The sequence below is a fragment of the Marinimicrobium sp. genome (assembly GCF_002695945.1).
GTDB classification, from domain to species: Bacteria; Pseudomonadota; Gammaproteobacteria; order Pseudomonadales; family Cellvibrionaceae; genus Marinimicrobium; species Marinimicrobium koreense.
Genome location: NZ_NZQP01000034.1, coordinates 14,604 through 31,688, shown reverse-complemented (window position 1 = coordinate 31,688; position 17,085 = coordinate 14,604). Strand labels below are relative to the sequence as shown.

Below are 17,085 nucleotides of genomic sequence, written 5' to 3'. Positions count from 1 at the left end.
AAACCTCGACTCCCAGTTGGGTGGGCAACAGTTTGGCGCCGGTGCCGAGATTCTGCGGATGAGCACCCTGACCTATTACATTGCAGAAAGCGGTTTCGGCGCGCCCGGGACCATGAGCCTCTGGCGGGATCAGGATGGTGACCGGGCGGAATTGATTGAAGGGGTCGAGAATATGCGAGTGCTCTACGGTCTGGACTCCAGTGGTGACGGTATCCCCAACGATTATCGGGAATATGACGCTGGTTTGGATTGGGAAAACGTCCTGTCAATCAGGCTCGAGCTGCTGATGCAAAGCTTGCAGCCAAATGTATTGCCGGATCCCCAGCCCTATTTCTTTGGGGGTGAAACCATCGATGATGCCCGGATTGATGATCGGCGGATGCGTCAGGTGTTCAGCACCACCATTGGCATCCGCGGACGCCTGGATTAAGAGGTAAACCTATGAACGTCAATGCAGTGACAATGGCTTCAAAACAACGTGGCGCCGTGCTGATCGTTGGGCTGATCATGGTGCTACTGATGACCATCGTGGGGCTGGCCGCCATTCGCAGTACCGGCTTGCAGGAGACCATGGCCGGTAACATGCGTGAGCGCAATCTGGCCTTTCAGGCCGCCGAGGCCAGCCTNCGGGTGGGTGAGGCGCTGGTAGAGGACAACAACGTCGATGGGCTGGACTTTTCCGGCGCAACGCCCGGTCTGGAGCCTGATCTGAANCAGCCGGGTCTGGCATTGCCCCCGGTGCATCAATGGACCGATGAGCAGTGGGAAGCCAATGCCGTGCAGGTTGATATGGGGCTGGAGAATATCGGCGATGCCAATCAGCCCTGGTACGTCGTGGAAGAGCTGATGGTGCTGTCGTTCAACGCATCCCAGTCTACCGGTGGCGCCATCGACCAGCAGAGTTTACAGAATACCAATGACCTGCAGATGGAATTCTTTCGGGTCACCAGCCGGGGCCTCAGTGGCTCGGGTGAATCACAGGCCGTGCTTCAGTCAACTTATCGCAAGAATTAACAGGGTAGCGTCATGAAACAACGAATGATGAGTTCCGTGCTATACCGAGGTGCCTGGGCGTTAGGGTTCAGTTTTCTCTCGGTCGCTACCACCCATACGGCCCTGGCTGCTGAGCCGGCCCAGTCGCCCCTGTTTATGACCCAACCAGTCCGACCGGTGGCCATGCTGAATATGTCCAATGACCATCAGCTGTTCTTCAAGTTGTACGACGATTACAGCGATATTGATGGGGACGGGGAGCCGGATACCACCTATAAACACGATTACGACTACTACGGTTACTTCGATAGTGGCTTGTGTTATGAATACACCAACAGCCGCTTTGAACCCGTCAATAACGTCAACGCTGACCGTTACTGTAATGACGGCTCCACGGGCGAGTGGAGCGGTAACTTCCTGAACTGGGCGACCATGACCCGGATGGATGCCGTGCGTAAAATCCTTTACGGGGGCAAGCGCAGCACCGATTCGGCCACGCAGACGGTGTTGGAGCGGGCTTTTCTTCCGAACGATGCTCACTCATTTGCCAAGTACTATAACGGCGACGATGTATCGCGGCTGACACCGTTAAGCCCGGCTACTACCGAGGAAGCGACGAATGAAGACTCGGGCATCACTATCTGTAATACCACTGATCCGAGTGACCGGGATGTACTGTCCCAGAATGTTGACTCTGCTCCATTGATGCGCGTTGCAGAGGGAAACTATTCCCTCTGGGCCAGCAATGAACGCTGGCAGTGCCGTTGGGGGCAGGGAACCAACGACAATGACTCGACCGTATCAGGAATCTATGCACACTCCAGCAGCCCGACCAAAGGAGATGACGATAGTGACCTGAATGCGGATTACCGTGTTCGTGTCGAAGTCTGTAAAGAGAACTTTGTGCCTGACGACAACGCCAATGGCTGTGTCGCTTACGGCGACTCCCTGAAACCTACGGGGTTGTTGCAGGAGTTTGGTGAAGATGGATCGATTAATTTCGGTCTGATGACCGGCTCCTACTCGGCCAACAAGTCGGGGGGAACACTGCGTAAGAACGTGGGTTCCATGGAAGACGAAATAAATGAAGATGGGACTTTTGTAACCCCCGCTGACCTCGATAACTATGACGGTATTATCAACACTCTTGACCGGCTTCGGATCTACGGCTACCGGTTTGATAATGGAACCTATTTCGGCACTACGGGCAGTGACGACTGTGAGTGGGAGGAGGCGTCCTTTTCTGATGGTGACTGTTCCAACTGGGGCAATCCACAATCAGAGCTGTATCTGGAGTCTCTGCGTTATCTGGCCGGGCAGAGTGCCACTGACGCATTTGACGTCTCTGACAGTGGACGTATTGACGGGCTGAATAAAGCCAGTTGGGCGGCACCGGTGAATGGTGATAACTACTGTGCGCCGGTGAACGTCATTCAGTTTAACGCCTCGACCAGCTCTTACGATGGCGATCAGTTGACGGGCTTCTCAGACCTCGGTGCGGGAGAAAGCACGCTTGACTCCTTTACCAACGCTGTTGGCGCGGCTGAAAATATCCACGGCAATCAGTACTTTGTCGGTGAGGTTGGCGGTGAAGGCGCTGGAGACAACAACCAGCTCTGTACGGCCAAAACTGTCAGTGGTCTGGCCAATGTTAAAGGTACCTGCCCGGACGCTCCGCGTCTTCAGGGGAGCTACCAGATTGCGGGTCTCGCTTACTATGCCCGCTCCGAAGGCTTGCAGATAAACGGATTGTCAAACGATCGCCGCAGCCAGGTCAAAACTTACGGCGTTGCCCTGGCCCCTGCCGTTCCCCAGGTTGCAGTCCCCGTGCCGGGCAGTGAACGGACCGTCTCAATCCAGCCCGCCTGCCGCAACACAACGACCAGCCCCGACGCAAACTGTGCCATTGTTGATTTTAAAGTGGTCGAGCAGACAAGCACTGATGCGACCAGCACCGGCAAGCTGTACGTCAACTGGGAAGACAGCGAGCAGGGAGGTGATTACGACCAGGATATGTGGGGAATTATTGAATACACTGTCACCTCGACCAATGTTACCGTTACCACCGATGTTGTGGCTGAATCGACACCAAACGTCATGGGCTTTGGTTACGTGATAGGCGGTACCACGAACGATGGTTTCCATGTGCACTCCGGNATTAACGGGTTCAGATCAACCTCCGGCGTCACTACCATCAGCGCATGTGACGATAATAATGGGTGTGATGAGTCTGACGACGAAACTTCCAGCGTTTTTGTGGTGGGTTCCTCCTCGGCGCAACCTCTGGAGCAGCCGCTTTATTTTGCCGCCAAGTGGGGCGGTTATTCGGATGAAGATGAGAGTGATATTGCGGCGTCGGCCAATGAAAATTACTTCTTCGCGACTGACCCGCGAGAGTTGCAACGCGCACTCAGGGAAACCTTTGGCAGGATTGCGGCCGGTATCGGCGCGGCCTCCTCGGTCGCGACCAACTCGACCCGACTCACCGAAGGTTCTTTCGTCTATCAGGCTCTCTTCAATAGTGAGAACTGGTCTGGCGAGATCCGGTCTTTTGAAATCGGTGCGAATGGTGCCATTTCATCGACCGTCTATGCGTCCACCAACAGTGGTATGCCCAGCACCAGTGCAGGGCGTACCGTCTATACCTACAACGACGGCGGCACCGGAAATGCCATGGTTGATTTCACCTGGGAGAACCTGTCGGATACTCAGCGCAACCACCTGATTGCGGGTGACACCGAAACGCTTGGGCAAGATCGCCTGAACTGGGTAAAAGGTGATCGGAGTAAAGAGGGCACGGGTGGATTGAGAGAGCGCGAGAAACTTCTGGGCGATATCGTCAATTCCAGTCCGGTGTATCTTGGCGGCCGCGATTTTGGCTACGGNCTGCTGCCGGCGGAGCTGGGCGGTGATACGTACGCGGCTCACGTTGAGGATAAGCGGAGTGAAACTCCCACGCTGTTTGTCGGAGCCAATGACGGTATGCTTCACGCCTTCTATGCCGAGGGGAATAGCGCTCTGCAGGAACGCTTCGCCTACGTGCCGAATGGTGTTTATTCCAAACTGGCGACAATTGCGAGCCCCAATTATGGTCGAGAGGACGTTGCCCATGAGTACACGGTGGACGGCCCGTTGGCGGTGGGTGATGCTTACGTGGGTGGTGAGTGGAAAAGCGTGGTCGTTGGCACTTTCGGCGCCGGGGGTAAGGGTATCTTTGCGCTGGACGTGACCGACCCTGACTTCCCGGAGTTGATGTTTGAGTTGGCACCCAGCGACCTCTCCGCTCTGGGTAATATGGGCTACATACTCAGTCAGCCCCAGATCGCTCGCATGGCCAATGGTCGCTGGGCGGTTGTGTTCGGTAATGGGTATGATGCTGGCACATCGCAACTGTTTATCGTTGATCTGGAGAATCCGACCACCCAGAGTCGGGTCATTGATACGGAAGCGGGAACAGGCCTTTCTGGTGTGGCGTTGCTGGGTAATGCCTACGGAGAAATCAATACCGCCTATGCGGGAGATCTGCAGGGTAACCTCTGGAGATTCGATCTGAGTGATACTCGTCCCGATCGCTGGGATGTAGGACTCTCGGGCAATCCCCTGTTTGTTGCAAAAGATGACGATGGTGACCGCCAGCCAATCACGAGTGCACCGACGTTGGGCTTCAACTCCTTGAAACGCCACACAGTGACGGACTCCAAAGGGGTTATCATGGTGTATTTTGGAACGGGAAAATACTTTGAAAATAGTGATAACCTGGCGACAGCGGATACACCCCAGAACAGTTTTTACGCCATCGCTGACCTGGGAGCAGAGCTGGATTACACAAGCAATGCGGGTCAGGATGGGCGGACGTCGATTTTGCATGAAAAGGACATCATCCAGGAAACCGATTCGAGAACCATTGACGGCCAAGACCGGAATGAACCTGACTGGACCGACGCCGATGTTAATGGCTGGTTTATTGATTTCGATACTGCCCTGGGCGAGCGGGTCGTCAGTAAGCCGCTGTTGCTGTTCGATCGCCTGATCTTCCCAACGCTGATTCCTTCTGGCGTGGCCTGTGAGTTTGGNGGNCGCAGTTGGNTGATGGANCTGGTNGCCATCGGNGATCGNTATTACGGTGANAACCTGNTGGANGGTATTGAAGAATACGANTCNCTGATNTTGGGTGANCCCACCTTCGGTGTCNTGGGNCNGGGTNCNGGNAAGCTNATTCTCAACCCNTCTGATGGTGGCGTAAACGGTCANGANGGCGAGATTGGGCGNTTGCTGGAGGAAGANGTGGATATCCCNACCGATGCGCTGGGCCGTCAATCCTGGCGCCAGATTCGATAACACCAGATTCGATAACAAGAGGAACGAGTAGTGACGTTATTTCACAGACAATCCCAGGCGGGCTTTACCCTGATTGAGATCATGATCGTGGTGGCCATCCTGGGTATCCTGGCATCTATTGCCTATAGCTCGTATCAGAATCAGGTAATGCGCAGCAATCGTTCGGATGCGCAAGCGACCTTGAACGATACGGCGCAACGTCTACAGCGCTGCTATACGACCTTTTCCAGTTACGACAATGATAATTGTGCGGTGTATCAGCAGTTGACGACAGGCGATGCGCGGATCGATTCACCGGAGGGGATGTATCGGATTACCATTGATGACGAGTCGGCGACCACCTACACGTTGAGCGCCACGGCGATTCGCGCACCGCAAACCGCTGATGAAGACTGCGACACGGAAATGTCTTTGGACCACCGGGGACGCCGGACACCAGAGGCCTGCTGGTAGTCCGAAGCTCGGGCGGCGACTCAGTCGTCGTCCAGCCCCAGTTTCTGTAGCCGGTAGCGCAATGACCGGAAGCTGATGCCCAGGTTTTTTGCCGCCTGGGTTTTATTCCACTTGGCCTGCTCAAGCGCCTTGCACAGGATGTCTTTTTCGACTTCCTGAAGATAATGATCCAGAGAAGGGTACTCCGCGCATCGGGCTACATGGTTGCCTGCACCGTCATTGGCGGGTTCCATGCCGTTACCCATCGGGTCGGTATTATCCGGCAGGTGCAGATCAACCGGGTCGATGACCTGGCTTTCACAGAGCGTAAACGCTCGTTCCAGAATGTTTTCAAGCTCCCGGACATTCCCGGGGAAATGATACTCGCAGAGCTGTTTCATGGCCGGTTGGCTCAGTTGCGGCGTGGGGAAATTGACCTCTCGGGCCAACTGTTCGAGTATGTGGCGGGCCAGCATGGCGATGTCTTCCCTGCGCTCCCTCAGTGGTGGAACCCTTAGCTGGATGACATTAAGCCGATAAAACAGGTCCTGACGGAAGCGGCCCTGCAGCACTTCCTGATCCAGCGCCTTGTGGGTGGCACAGAGAATACGTACATCGGTGCGGATTTCGTTTTGCCCACCGACGGGGCGCACCGCTTTTTCCTGAATCGCCCGCAGCAACTTGACCTGCATGTCCAGTGGCAGGTCGGCGACCTCGTCCAAAAACAGTGTGCCGCCTTCGGCAACCTGAAACAGGCCCGCCTTATCTTGGTGAGCGCCGGTGAAGCTGCCTTTCTTGTGACCGAAAAACTCGCTCTCCATCAACTCCCGGGGAATGGCACCACAGTTTACTGCCACGAATTCACCGGCGGCCCGTGGCCCCAGTTTATGGATGGAGCGGGCCACCAGCTCTTTACCCACCCCGGACTCGCCCGAAATATACACCGGCGCCTGGGAACGGGCCAGTTTCTGAATGCTGGCGATCAGATGCTGAATGGCTTTGGATTGGCCAATAATCGGACACTCGGCCGGCAGCGGCATGGGGGGCAGTTGGCTGGACTGGATCGCGCTGCTGACCAGCTTGCGCAGTGCAGTCAGATCGACGGGCTTGGACACAAAGTCAAAGGCGCCGGCTTTCATGGACTCAATGGCAGTATCAATACTGCCGTGGGCCGTAATCACCGCGACCGGCAACCGGGGATATTCCTGCTGAATGAATTCCACCAGCTCCAGACCGTTCCCGTCAGGTAGGCGCATGTCTGTCAGGCATAGGTCGTACTGGGACTGTGCCAGGCGCTCCTTGGCCAACGTCAGGTTTTCCACGCAGTCGGCCTCAATGCCCATCCGCCCGAGGGTGATATTCAGCAGCTCGCGGATATCGGGCTCGTCATCAATAACCAGAACGCGTTGATTACTCATAGAAAACCTGTGTCAGAGAGTCTGTCGGTGTCGGCCATTAAAGTGCCCGGTCCGGGTGTGCCAACTGAATGTGGAATGCACTGAGTCCATCGGACGTGCGTTCATAGTGTATTAAAGCCTGATTGGCTTCGCAAAGCTCCTTGCAGATGAACAGTCCGAGGCCCGAGCCGGTGCTTTCCGTAGTAAAAAACGGCTCGAAAATATGCCTGCGACGCTCCTCATCAATACCCTCCCCCCAGTCAATGACTCTGATGAAAGGCTGCTGGTTACGCGCTTCTATGCCCGCCTCAATCCTGACCCGGCGCTCTCCCGTAATGGCCTCACTGTAGCGCAAGCCATTGTCGCACAGGTTGGTCAGCACCTGATGGAGCTGACCCGTGTCAAACTTGGCTCCAATGTCAGCACGATCAAGAGATAATTCAAGTGTGCACGGATTGGGCTGGCCGGAGCGGAATTCTTCCGTAAAGTGCTGGAGCCAATCGTTCAGTATGACCTGCTCGGGCCGCGCATTGCGGCGGCGCGAAAGCTGAAGAACATTCTCGATGATCTGGTTCACACGCTTGCTGTGATTATCGATGATCTGAAGCAGGCGCTGGTCGCCGCCGGTGAGCTGATCCGATTCGCTGAGCAGTTGGCTGGCGTGGCTGATGGCGCCGAGGGGGTTGCGTACCTCGTGGGCGATGCTGGCGGTCAATCGGCCCAGGGAAGCGAGCTTGAGCTGCTGAGCCTGCTGGGCAATCAGGCGGTTGTCTTCGACAAAGACCAGGGTCTCTGAGGCGGTGCTCGGATCCAGCGCCGCGAAGTTGATTTTCAGTTCGTTATTGGACGACTGATCCGTGGCCACTACCGATGAAGTGCGACTGTCGGTTTGCCACTGATCAAACTGATTTTTGAGCAGGGGAATGTCATCGAGCGTTCCGGGTGTTTCGCGCACGCCCAGCAGCTCGGCGGCAGAGCGGTTGATCAATTCAACGGACTGGTTCCCCCCCAGAACAACGATGCCGGTCCGCATGCGCTCCACAATCAACTGAGCCAGGCGTTGCAGGTGCTGTGCCTGCCGGGCCTGGGCCAGTGCCTCCTGACTGCTGGTGCGGATCTTCCGAGCCAGATATTGGAAGGTGAGGGCCGTGGTGAAGAGCAGGGCGCCCAGGGTGCCGGCGGAGAACAGGGTACGGTTGTCGATCGACAGCAACCACAGCCGGGTGATGCTCTCGCCCACCACGGCGATGCTGGCCAGAGCCGCCAGCAGAATCGCCAACTGCGCGGGCAGCAGCATGCCGCCAGCCGCCACGACCACCAACTGCAGGTAACCCAGGCCGCTCAAGGCGCCGCCACTGGCATACATCATCAGCGCAATGGCCGCCACGTCCAGAACCAGAAGCACAAAACTCTGCTGATTGGAGGGCAGAAACTTCACCCGCCATAGCAGGCCCAGGGTGATGATGTTGATGCTGGTATAGATGATTGAGGTATAGAGAAAGACGTCCGGGTGGTCGTTGCCGAGAATATTGGGCGCAATGTTGCCCTGAAACATCAACAGCAACAGGCTGCCCAGCAGCGTGCGATAGTAGGTGTATACCCTCAGCAGGTCGTAATTGCTGTAGCTGGATACGCGGGCCATGACAGGGTTGTCGTTGACGGGCATGGGGGACAGAGTACCTTGGCTGTGAGTCTGACCGATCGGGGTCGGATATTATCGCTTTGCGTCGAATCCGCAATTGGCGGACAATACGCGTCGTTTTCCCGCAGTTTATCAGGATGCAGGCCCCTTTATGTCAAGTTTGAGTATCGCAATGGCCCAGATCAACCCGCTGGTCGGGGATATCCCCGGCAATGCCGAGCGGATTCTGGAGCAGGCCCGTCGGGCGGAGGCCCAGGGGGCGGATGTCATCGTCTTTCCGGAGCTGACCCTGTCGGGCTATCCGCCGGAGGACCTGCTGTTGCGNCCGAGNCTCGCGCTGCGGATNGATCGCGCTCTGGACCAACTCAAGCAGGCAGACCTGGGTATTGTGCTGGTGCTCGGGTACCCCAAGGTGGTGGCGGGCCGGGTGTTCAATATGGCCGGCGTGGTTGCTCGNGGGCAGTTGGTGTGCGAGTACGCCAAACAGTGCCTGCCGAATTACCANGTNTTCGATGAGGTGCGNTACTTTGTGCCGGGTGANAGNGCCTGTGTCTTTGANCTCAAGGGCGTGCCGACGGCNCTGACCATCTGTGAGGATATCTGGCAGCCCGGACCGGTGGAACAGGCCCGGGACGCNGGCGCCAAATTGATGCTGAATCTGAATGCCTCGCCCTTNCACAAAGGCAAGCCGCGTGAGCGGGAGCAGTTGCTGGCCGAGCGNGCNCGGCANGGGCATATGCCCATCGTTTATGTCAATCAGGTGGGNGGCCAGGACGAGCTGGTNTTNGACGGCGGCTCGGTNGCGGTGAACGCCCAGGGCGACCTGTGCCGGCGCCTGCCCGCCTGGCAGGAGTCGCTGGANCTGNTGCAGGCCAACTGGCACGATGGCTCGGTCCATATGGCCCATCAGGCGNTGGCTCCCCAGCAGCAGGACCTGGACTCCGTGTATCAGGCGCTGGTGACGGGTACGCGGGATTATGTGAACAAGAATGGTTTCAAAGGCGTGGTGCTGGGCCTTTCCGGCGGCATCGACTCGGCCCTGACGCTGGCCATCGCCGTGGATGCNNTGGGTCCGGAGCGGGTAACGGCNATCATGATGCCGTTTCGATACACCTCGGAACTGAGNCAGACCGACGCCGCCGAACAGGCCCGCCGCATGGGNGTGCGTTANCACTCNCTNAGTATCGAGCCNATGTACGNGGCCTTTATGGCGACCCTGGATCCCGTNTTCGAGGGGGCCAAACGGGATACCACCGAGGAGAACCTGCAGGCCCGCTGTCGAGGCGTCCTGCTGATGGCCTGGTCCAACAANCGGGGNGANCTGGTGCTGACCACGGGCAACAAAAGTGAGCTNGCGGTCGGTTACTCCACCCTGTACGGCGATATGGCCGGCGGGTTNGATGCGCTCAAAGACGTTCCCAAAACCCTGGTGTTTGAGCTGTCCAGGCANCGCAACGAACAGGGCGAGGTGATTCCCCCGTCCGTCATTACCCGCCCACCGTCCGCCGAGTTGGCGCCGGATCAGAANGATGAGGACAGCCTGCCGCCTTACGAGGTGCTGGATCAGATACTGGCGTTGTATGTGGANCAGGATTGCAGTGCGGAAGCNATNATTGCCCGGGGNTTTGAGCGGGANGATGTCGAGCGCGTGGTCCGACTGGTGGACATCAATGAATACAAGCGCCGNCANGCNCCGATTGGCGTNCGCATCACNCAGCGTGGCTTCGGCCGCGATCGGCGTTATCCTATTACGTCCGGATGGAAGTTGGGAGAGTAAGAAAACTGACGGTAAGAGCGGGCGCTTTCCCTTAGGTCGGGTTAGCGCCCAGCGCGTAACCCGACACGGTCACACCAAAACAGCCATCAAACCCCTGAAGGCGGCTGNGGCGCGTCCTGATATTCCGGATTATAAAGCTCCCGGGTATCAAAGCCCGGTGGCTCACTCTTGTCGAACAAGCCAAAGGTGATCAGGCTCAGCCAGCTGCGATCGCCCTCATCCGAACTGTACTGGAANTCAAAAGANCCNTCGTCGTTCAGCGCCGGGTGGTCCGGGTAGTTCAGCTTGAGGATNTCCAGCATCTGGGCGGACANCTCCGGCATATCCAGCAGNTCGTAGCCCTGCACCATCACNGCCAGNGCATCNGGNACGGCNGGGGTGGTATCAAAGTTTTCCAGTACGTAGCGCCCNCGGTTGGTGGCNGCNACATAGGCGCCGCGTTTGAAGTAGTAGTTGGCCACGTGAATTTCGTAGCGGGCCAGCAGGTTGCGCAGGTACAGCATGCGGCGCTTGGCGTCCGANGCGTAAATGCTGTCCGGGAAGCGGGTGAGGAGCTGGGCGAAGTGGTCCAGGGAGTCCCGTGCGGCNCCGGGGTCNCGCTGGGTNAGGTCCGTCGGCAGCACCCGCTCGAACATNCCNCGACCCTCGGTAAAGGAGCTNAGCCCNTTCATATAATAGGCGTAATCCACATTGCGGTGCTGGGGGTGAAGNCGGATGAATCGGTCGGCCGTGGCCGATACCATATCGGCGTCGCCGGAGCGNTANTAGGCGTAAATCANCTCCAGCTGGGCCTGCTCGGCATAGGTGCCAAACGGGAAGTTNTCTTCCAGTGANTGCAGGTTNCTGATGGCGGTTTCCCACTGNCTGCGGCGCATTTGCGCCTGCGCGGCCTCGTAAAGGTCGGCCTCACTGGTATACTCTGGCTCGCGATCGGTATTGGAGCAGGCGGTAATCAGCGCCAACAGGCCGCCGAGCAGTAGGAGTTGCAGGACTCGCATAGGATTCAAAACTCGTTCACGATTCAAAAGTCAGTGGGCTCCGTACCGGCCCACTGGAGCAGCGGGCTATTAAAACACAGAGCGTGCGTATACCAAAGCGCCCCCGGNGGGGCCGCGCACTCTCGCACTCGATAGAGGTAATCACGCCCCATGGCGGATCAATTGCAACAGAGCACCCGCGTGCCCCCGGATATGGCCGGCATGCGCTTCGACCAGGTCGCCTCCGGGTTGTTCCCTGAATTCTCACGGGCCCGGCTCCAATCCTGGATAAAGGACGGCCAACTGACCCTGGACGGACGTATTGCCAAGCCCAAGGAGCGCCTGCTGGGCGGGGAGACCCTGCGCCTGGAGGCGGAGCTCGAAGCGCAGGGAGAATGGGAGCCCGAGGCCATCGACCTGAACATTGTTTATGAAGACGACGACCTGCTGGTGATCAACAAGCCCGCCGGTCTGGTGGTGCACCCGGCGGCGGGCAATCACACCGGGACCCTGCTGAACGCGCTTCTGCATCACTGCCCGGCCCTGGAGGGGGTGCCCCGGGCGGGCATCGTGCATCGTCTGGATAAGGACACCACGGGCCTGATGGTGGTGGCCAAGACACTGTCGGCCCACACCGACCTGGTAGAGCAGTTGCAGGAGCGCATTGTCAGTCGCGAATACGAGGCGGTGGCCATTGGCACCATGACCGGTGGTGGTACCGTGGATGCGCCCATTGGTCGCCACCCGCGCCAGCGCAAATTAATGGCCGTTCTGGAGCGCGGCGGCAAGCGCGCCGTGACCCACTATCGGCTGCTGGAGCGCTTTGCGGCCCACACCCATATCCGGGTCAAGCTGGAAACCGGCCGCACCCATCAGANCCGGGTGCATATGGCGCATATCCGCCACCCGCTGGTGGGTGATGCCACCTATGCCGGGCGCTTCAAAATTCCCAAGGGCGCCAGTGACGAGCTGATTCACGAGCTGAAAAGCTTCCCCCGNCAGGCGCTGCACGCGGCNCGGCTGGGGCTGGAGCACCCCGGTACGGGGGAGTATCGTGAGTGGACCGCGCCCTTGCCCGANGACTTCCAATCTTTNCTGGCCGCNCTTCGGGCCGGCTGAGTCAATCACCGGAGACTGCTATGTCCGAGCTTGAGCTTATCCGCCCCGACTGGCCCGCCCCGGAGCGAGTGCGGGCCGCCATCACCACCCGCCAGGGGGGCGTGAGTGAGGGCCCCTACGCTCAGTTCAACCTGGCATTGCACGTGGGGGACGACGCCTCGGCGGTGCAGCGCAACCGTNCTCTGCTGCAGGCNGANCTCGGGCTGGAGCGCGNACCTCAATGGCTGGAGCAGATTCATGGCACGGCGGTGGTCGAGGCNCAGGACGATGGCCGGGTTTTGACCGCCGATGGCTGTCATACGAAACAGCCCGGACTGGCCTGCGCGGTGCTGACCGCNGATTGNCTGCCGGTGCTGCTGTGCAATCAGCAGGGCACGCGAGTGGCGGCGGTGCANGCNGGCTGGCGGGGCTTGGCNCAGGGNGTNCTGGCAGCGGCGGTNGCNCGNTTNAGNGAACCCTCGGNGCAGTTGCTGGCCTACCTCGGTCCCGCGNTGTCTCAGCCCCACTTTGAGGTGGGGGTNGANGTGCTNGAGGCGTTTTTTGANCAGGCGCGCAACGAAGCCCACAANGANGCCATTGCNCAGGCCTTCCAGCCCGGNCAGAAGCCGATGCATTTTCAGGGCGATTTGTANGNNCTGGCTCGCGCCGAGCTTGAGGCNCTGGGGNTNACCGCCGTTTACGGCGGTGATTTCTGCACCTACCGCGACCNCGAGCGNTTTTATTCTTATCGCCGGGATCGCGACACCGGCCGGATGGCCAGCTTGATCTGGATCAACCCCTGACANAAAGCGCGGCCTCGCGCCTTGCTTTTTCGNGGTGTGCCCCCATTCTTTTAACCATACNNGGTTANCAGTAATGACTATTCTTGAGGCACACCCATGCGCATTGATCGATTGACCAACCAGCTGCAAACCGCGTTGTCTGACGCTCAGTCCCTGGCNGTGGGCCGGGATCATAGCCAGCTGGAATCCTACCACCTGCTCCAGGCGCTTCTGGANCAACAGGGCGGCACGGCTCGCTCACTCCTNGCGCAATCCGGNTTCAATATGACCGGCCTGCGCAATGANCTGGCCAAGCAACTGGAGAACCTGGCCAANGTGCAGAATCCGACCGGCGATGTGGGTATGTCCCAGGAGCTCGGCCGCCTGCTCAATCTGGCCGATCGTCGCGCCCAGAAAGCNGGTGACAAATTTGTNTCCAGCGAGTCGGTNCTNNTGGCCGCCATGCTCGANGGCGANAGCCAGTTGGGCAAANTGCTCAAACAGTTTGGTGANGCCACCAGCCTGGAGCAGACNGTNGAGAAAGTCCGCGGCGGTGAAACCGTGGACGATGCCGACGCCGAGGGCAATCGCCAGGCGCTGGAAAAATACACCCTGGATCTCACCGCCCGGGCCGAAGCCGGNAAGCTGGATCCGGTGATTGGCCGGGACGATGAAATTCGCCGGACCATCCAGGTCCTGCAGCGCCGNACCAAAAACAANCCGGTACTGATTGGTGAGCCCGGTGTCGGTAAAACNGCCATCGTGGAAGGNCTCGCCCAGCGAATCGTCAACGGCGAAGTCCCCGAAGGCCTGAAAAACAAACGTCTCCTGTCGCTGGATCTGGGCAGCCTGCTGGCGGGTGCCAAATTCCGTGGCGAGTTTGAAGAGCGNCTGAAGTCCGTGCTCAAAGAGCTGGCCCGGGAAGAGGGGCAGGTCATTCTGTTTGTCGACGANCTGCACACCATGGTNGGGGCCGGCAAGGCCGAAGGCGCCATGGATGCGGGCAATATGCTCAAACCGGCNCTCGCGCGCGGCGAACTGCACTGNGTCGGGGCCACCACNCTGAATGAGTATCGCCAGTACATCGAGAAAGACGCCGCNCTGGANCGTCGCTTNCAGAAAGTGCTGGTGGACGAGCCGAGTGAGGCCGATACCATCGCCATTCTGCGNGGCCTGAAAGAGCGCTACGAAGTCCACCACGGNGTNGACATTACCGANTCGGCCATTATCGCCGCCGCCAAACTGTCCCAGCGCTACATCACCGACCGGCAACTGCCGGACAAGGCCATTGACCTGATCGANGAGGCGGCCAGTCGTATCCGGATGGAAATTGATTCCAAGCCGGAGGAGATGGACCGGTTGGAGCGGCGTCTCATCCAGCTCAAAATTGAGCGCGAGGCGGTCAAAAAGGACGANGANGAGGCGAGTAAAAAACACCTGGAAAAAATNGANTCGGATATCGACCGGCTCGANCGTGAGTACGCCGANCTCGACGAAGTCTGGCGNGCGGAAAAAGCCGCGCTGCAGGGCTCCCATGAGATCAANAGCAACCTGGAGCAGGCCCGGCTGGANATGGAGGCGGCGCGCCGNGCGGGCGATCTCGCCCGTATGTCGGAGCTGCAGTACGGCGTCATNCCTGAGCTGGAGAAGCAGTTGGATATGGCCAGCCANGTCGAAATGATGGAAATGAANCTGCTCCGCAACCGGGTGACCGATGAGGAGATTGCAGAAGTGGTCTCCAAGTGGACCGGCATTCCGGTTTCCAAAATGCTTGAGGGCGANCGGGACAAGTTGATCCGGATGGAGGATGCCCTGCANCAGCGGGTNATCGGTCAGCACGANGCNGTGGTCGCNGTGGCCAATGCGGTGCGTCGTTCCCGGGCCGGCCTGTCGGACCCGAACCGCCCCAACGGCTCTTTCCTGTTNCTCGGGCCAACCGGGGTGGGTAAAACCGAGCTGTGTAAGTCCCTNGCGGAGTTCCTGTTCGACAGCCAGGAAGCCATGGTGCGCATCGACATGTCCGAGTTCATGGAGAAGCACTCCGTGGCTCGCCTGATCGGNGCNCCNCCNGGCTATGTNGGCTANGAAGAGGGCGGTTATCTCACCGAAGCGGTGCGCCGTCGTCCCTACTCGGTGCTGTTATTGGATGAGGTGGAAAAAGCCCACCCGGANGTGTTCAACATCCTGTTGCAGGTGCTGGAAGATGGCCGNCTCACCGATGGCCAGGGCCGGACCGTGGACTTCCGCAATACCGTGATCGTGATGACCTCCAACCTCGGTTCGGATCGCATTCAGGACCTGGCGGAAGATCGCTCTTACGACACCGTGAGCTTCGACGAAGAGAAAACCGGAGACTCCCTGGGCAATGAAAACNGCTATGCGGCNATGAAAGACGCGGTCATGGANGTGGTGGGACGTCACTTCCGGCCGGAGTTCATCAACCGGGTAGACGAAGTGGTGGTGTTCCACCCATTGGGTCGTGAGCAGATTCGCGGCATTGCCGATATTCAGCTCAGCCTGCTGCGNAAGCGTCTGGCTGAGCGGGATCTGACCTTGAGCCTGGACGATGCGGTGATGGATAAACTGGCCGAATCCGGGTTCGATCCGGTCTACGGCGCCCGGCCACTCAAGCGGGCGATCCAGCAGCAGATCGAAAACCCGCTGGCCCAGGATATTCTTCAGGGGCGCTTTGTGCCGGGGGATAATATCCATGCGGTGCTCAAGGGCGACCGCTTGAGCTTCGAGAAGCGCGCGCTCCACTGAGTGCGCGCTCGGNGTTGCTTCAGCAGGCTCGGTCCATAATCTGGCGGGCGGTTTCCGCCCGTTCGGACAGNTCCTCCTCGCCCAGGTAACGCCGACTGCCGTCCTCGGTCTCTACGGCAATCCGGCCTCCCCGCTCCAGGGTTTCCAGNTTCTGTCGGGCCCNCTGACAGGCTTCATCCAGCTCCTGTTNCGAGGGTTGCTCGNCATTGCTGGCCGCCGATTGTGGTTCCGGCTGCTCGGGTTCGGGGCGTGGATACTGGCTGGAGTAATCCACCGGTTCGCTGTGGCCTGTCTGGGTGCGCAGAGTTTCCGATGGACGCCCCTTGGGCGGATGAGACGTAAAATGCGTTACTCCCTCATCATCGACCCAGCGGTAAACCTGATCGGCCAGCCCCGTCAGTGGGGTGGCGCAGAGCGTGATGGCCAGCACGGCCAGAAGCGGGTGTTTCATGTTGGGCTCCCTTCGTTGGCGGGCGGCGGTAGTGGGCCGGTAAAAGCCATCCTGCGCTCATGGCCTCGCGCCGCATGTATCATGGATACACTATAGCCCGGAGGGACCCGTCGAGAAAGGTGTGTCCCGCGCCAGAGGCCGAACTTGTCCCCGATTTGTGAACTTATCGCCCAAGTCCCTGTTTACTCTTGACTTTCCGGAGCATTTTCCGAACAATAGCAAGTTCGCACGATGGCGTGTAGAGCCAGCCGACAACCTCGGTGCCGTACTCTACACCGGAGGCCGACCCGGCCCCCGAACCATCCGCAGCCGCGAAGGCGCGTTAACCTACGCCGCCTGCCCAGAGCCAGCCCGCAATTGCTACCCGCGCGGGAGGTCGGGGAATCCCAAGACTGACTCGATTCAGAGAAGCACAGCTCCCGATCCGAAGGGCGG

At 58.9% G+C, this 17,085-nt stretch carries 12 protein-coding genes; 8 read left to right on the top strand and 4 right to left on the bottom strand.

All coding sequences use genetic code 11. The features are described 5' to 3' along the window. From CMG77_RS08275 to CMG77_RS08260, 4 genes are all read left to right on the top strand, one after another. Window positions 1-430, top strand: a 430-nt coding sequence (locus tag CMG77_RS08275) for a PilW family protein (RefSeq protein WP_286904067.1), incomplete at its 5' end; no start/stop codon positions are given. Window positions 431-441: 11 nt separating this feature from the next. Then, window positions 442-1,014: a pilus assembly PilX family protein gene (locus tag CMG77_RS08270; RefSeq protein ID WP_286904065.1), complete on the top strand. Its 573-nt coding sequence runs from the start codon at window positions 442-444 to the stop codon at window positions 1,012-1,014. 12 nt (window positions 1,015-1,026) lie between these two features. Next, window positions 1,027-5,331 carry a pilus assembly protein gene (locus CMG77_RS08265; RefSeq protein ID WP_502691799.1) on the top strand — a complete coding sequence of 1,435 codons (4,305 nt, stop codon included), beginning with the start codon at window positions 1,027-1,029 and terminating at the stop codon, window positions 5,329-5,331. Between the two features lie 30 nt (window positions 5,332-5,361). Then, window positions 5,362-5,784, top strand: coding sequence for a type IV pilin protein (locus CMG77_RS08260; protein WP_211331165.1), 423 nt, complete (start codon window positions 5,362-5,364; stop codon window positions 5,782-5,784). A 20-nt stretch (window positions 5,785-5,804) separates the two neighbouring features. On the opposite strand, the gene CMG77_RS08255 is transcribed toward CMG77_RS08260, so the two are convergent. Beyond that, the gene (locus CMG77_RS08255) at window positions 5,805-7,181 is read right to left on the bottom strand and encodes a sigma-54-dependent transcriptional regulator (protein ID WP_286875826.1); all 1,377 of its coding nucleotides are present in this window, start codon (window positions 7,179-7,181) and stop codon (window positions 5,805-5,807) included. Window positions 7,182-7,218: 37 nt separating this feature from the next. Next, the gene (locus tag CMG77_RS08250) at window positions 7,219-8,826 is read right to left on the bottom strand and encodes a sensor histidine kinase (RefSeq protein WP_123639513.1); all 1,608 of its coding nucleotides are present in this window, start codon (window positions 8,824-8,826) and stop codon (window positions 7,219-7,221) included. Between the two features lie 127 nt (window positions 8,827-8,953). Here CMG77_RS08250 and CMG77_RS08245 point away from each other — a divergent pair, with 127 nt between their 5' ends. Continuing rightward, window positions 8,954-10,579, top strand: a complete 1,626-nt coding sequence (locus CMG77_RS08245) for an NAD+ synthase (RefSeq protein WP_286904061.1) — start codon at window positions 8,954-8,956, stop codon at window positions 10,577-10,579. Window positions 10,580-10,665: 86 nt separating this feature from the next. Here CMG77_RS08245 and CMG77_RS08240 read toward each other — a convergent pair whose 3' ends face one another. Continuing rightward, window positions 10,666-11,577, bottom strand: coding sequence for an outer membrane protein assembly factor BamD (locus CMG77_RS08240; RefSeq protein WP_286904059.1), 912 nt, complete (start codon window positions 11,575-11,577; stop codon window positions 10,666-10,668). 150 nt (window positions 11,578-11,727) lie between these two features. Here CMG77_RS08240 and rluD point away from each other — a divergent pair, with 150 nt between their 5' ends. The 3 genes from rluD to clpB all read left to right on the top strand — a co-directional run bounded on the left by rluD (window position 11,728) and on the right by clpB (window position 16,199). Further along, a complete protein-coding gene (gene rluD / locus CMG77_RS08235) occupies window positions 11,728-12,675 on the top strand; it encodes a 23S rRNA pseudouridine(1911/1915/1917) synthase RluD (protein ID WP_286904058.1) in 948 nt (315 codons plus the stop codon). Window positions 12,676-12,695: 20 nt separating this feature from the next. Further along, a complete protein-coding gene (gene pgeF, locus CMG77_RS08230; protein WP_286904056.1) occupies window positions 12,696-13,457 on the top strand; it encodes a peptidoglycan editing factor PgeF in 762 nt (253 codons plus the stop codon). A 96-nt stretch (window positions 13,458-13,553) separates the two neighbouring features. Beyond that, window positions 13,554-16,199, top strand: a complete 2,646-nt coding sequence (clpB, locus tag CMG77_RS08225; RefSeq protein WP_286904054.1) for an ATP-dependent chaperone ClpB — start codon at window positions 13,554-13,556, stop codon at window positions 16,197-16,199. 19 nt (window positions 16,200-16,218) lie between these two features. On the opposite strand, the gene CMG77_RS08220 is transcribed toward clpB, so the two are convergent. Further along, window positions 16,219-16,650: a DUF4124 domain-containing protein gene (locus tag CMG77_RS08220; protein WP_286904052.1), complete on the bottom strand. Its 432-nt coding sequence runs from the start codon at window positions 16,648-16,650 to the stop codon at window positions 16,219-16,221. Window positions 16,651-17,085: the final 435 nt, after the last annotated feature.